This is a genomic window from Metaplanococcus flavidus (assembly GCF_042675885.1).
GTDB classification, from domain to species: domain Bacteria; phylum Bacillota; class Bacilli; order Bacillales_A; family Planococcaceae; genus Planococcus; species Planococcus flavidus.
The window spans coordinates 1-2,397 of the sequence record NZ_JBHTKI010000035.1; the positions used below are offsets into that span (position 1 = coordinate 1).

2 protein-coding genes are annotated in these 2,397 nt (G+C 47.5%); both read right to left on the reverse strand.

The features are described from left to right. Window positions 1-73: 73 nt before the first annotated feature. Window positions 74-799 (reverse strand): IS21-like element helper ATPase IstB, encoded by a 726-nt coding sequence (gene istB / locus ACFQ1X_RS15455; RefSeq protein WP_144841700.1) that lies wholly within the window; start codon window positions 797-799, stop codon window positions 74-76. Continuing rightward, the gene (gene istA, locus ACFQ1X_RS15460) at window positions 796-2,250 is read right to left on the reverse strand and encodes an IS21 family transposase (protein ID WP_144841701.1); all 1,455 of its coding nucleotides are present in this window, start codon (window positions 2,248-2,250) and stop codon (window positions 796-798) included. Before istA ends, istB begins: the two co-directional genes overlap by 4 nt. Window positions 2,251-2,397 lie beyond the last annotated feature (147 nt).

Consider the following 2,397-nt stretch of genomic DNA (forward strand, 5'->3'; position numbering starts at 1 on the left):
TGTGTAATGCAATAGAAAAGTGCAGAAGAATGCAATGGAAAGTACAGAAGCTTGCCAGTCTTCCTTTTTATCATTATTTTTGCCGTGACAGTGCGTTTGAGACCCTGAAACTATCTCCTGTAAAATTTAGAATATGTGCGTGATGGATGACCCGATCGACGAGCGCCGCTGTTAGCCGGGGGTCACTGAACACGCGATTCCATTGACTGAATTCCAAGTTTGACGTGATGATGAGACTCGTTTGCTCGTACCAGTCCGAAATGAGCTGAAAGAGGAGTTCCGCCCCTTCTTTGCTAAAAGGCACATAGCCCATCTCATCTAAGATGACCAAATCCACTTTTTTGAATCGATTCCGAAATTGTCCCCATTTCCCTTCGGCCCACGCTTTTTCCAATACCTCTGCGAGGTCTGAAACCCGATAGAACCGCACTTCAAAACCTTTTTGGCATGCTTCATGACCCAGCGCGGTGGCCAGATGCGTTTTGCCAAGTCCAGTGGATCCCGTGAAGATCAGGTTCTCTTTTCGTTCGATGAAGTGAAGCTTGACGAGTTCTTCCGAATCGAGCTGATGCGGGAAATGAATTTTTTCGCTCCACTCAAAAGACGGAAGCGTCTTCTCCTGCAAGAACTTCGCTTTCTTGATCAGCCTCGCTGCTTTCGCTTCTTTCCTCAGCTCCAACTCCTTGTTCAGAAGGGCTTCCACAAATTGAGCGGAATTTTCAAATGCGATGGACCCGTAAATGTCGGCGACATGCGCCAGCCGCAGGCTCTTACATATCTGTTTCAATTCAGCCGTCATCCGATCTCACCTCCAGCATGGGTGGGGGATTGGAGCTGATCATAAATCGACCAGTCCACATCGAAAGGGTGGTCTGCTGGCTCTTTCATCTCCTGGGTCTGTTCACTTAACAGTTCATAGAATCGTTCACTGATTTCTTCCATGTCATGCAGGACAAGTGTGGCAATGAGCCATCTCAAGCGCTCTTTGCGAATGGTAAGATCCGTTATCGCCAGGTATTCTCGGATACGTCCCGGCAAATAAGGGGCAAAACGAGAGTAGGGAACAGCGCGAGGCTTACTGAGCCAAGCGCGTAAAATGCCATCCCAAGGAATCTTCCGATTCCGATGCATGTAGGGACGAAAATCATCATACAGAATCTCTCCGTGAGGAGAGACGACTTTGAACCGGTTCCAGTATTTGATGACGGACAGCTGTGAAAAGTTAGCGCCTTTCGGTATGTATATGCCCACTTGATCAATCAGGATTTCGCCATACTTATTCGCTTTCGCCTTCTCTTCCTTGAACACGGAATATTCTTCTTCTGGCAAGGCGAGAAGGTACTGAGATTCCTCTTCCAATAGCTCCTTGATTGGCACCTGTTTCTTGTAATGAATGCGTTCGCGGTCTTTTTCCAAGTGATCTTTAAGCAGATCCGTCAGGTGGTCCAGGTTTTCGATGACTGGCGCCGGTGTAATGAAATTGTAGCGGACATAGCCCACTTTGTTTTCTACATTTCCTTTTTCATAGCCGGCTGCCGGATTGCACGCCTGTGGCTCAAATCCGTAGTGATTGGCGAAACGGAGAAACTCATCTGTAAAGACGGCTTCTTCATGACGCCCCCGTGGTCGGATGACAGCGGCTTTCAGGTTATCGATGCGAATTTTTCTCGGCACTTCGCCCAGTTGACTGAAAATCATCTTCATTCCTTGGAGGAAACACTCCTGGTTCTCGCCTGGCAGCGGGATTGCATAAGCGGCGTTACTGAAAGGAAGTGACAGGACGAGTGCGTGAATATCCACGTATTTACCTTCTTTCACCGCTTCCATCAATCCGAAATCCAGCTGCGCTTCACCCGGCGGATGTTCCAGCCGTTCCGCATTCTTGTCCCGTGTCTCTTCTTCCAGATCCTCACGGCCTTCACGCCACTCTTTGATAAAATAGCAGACGGTCCGGTAGGAGCCTGGAAACTCCATGGCTTTCAAATCCTGAAACATCTTTTTGTTGGTCCGGCGCTGTTTTTTCTTCAGCTTTTCATCTTCCCATAACCAATCGGCGACAATCTCGCCCCATTGTTCCTCGTGCATCATGCCTTCTTTTTTAACTGCCTTCTCCTCCGGCAGATCTTCGCCATCGGCATACTTTTTCGCTGTGCGCCAGTTGATTCCCAGCATTTTATGGATTGCATTGATAGATAATGATTTCTGATTCCGCAAAACTTTGATACAATTTACTTCAGACATTGCCAGCATTCCTTTCAACCTCCACCTTATTGATTCGACACCAATTACGGTAGAGAAATTTTGGAAGACTGGCAAGTCTTTTTTTGTGCCTTTGCACAGTGCAGCGTTATGTACTTTTTCGTTTCATAACTCTGTACTTCTATATTGCACTACACA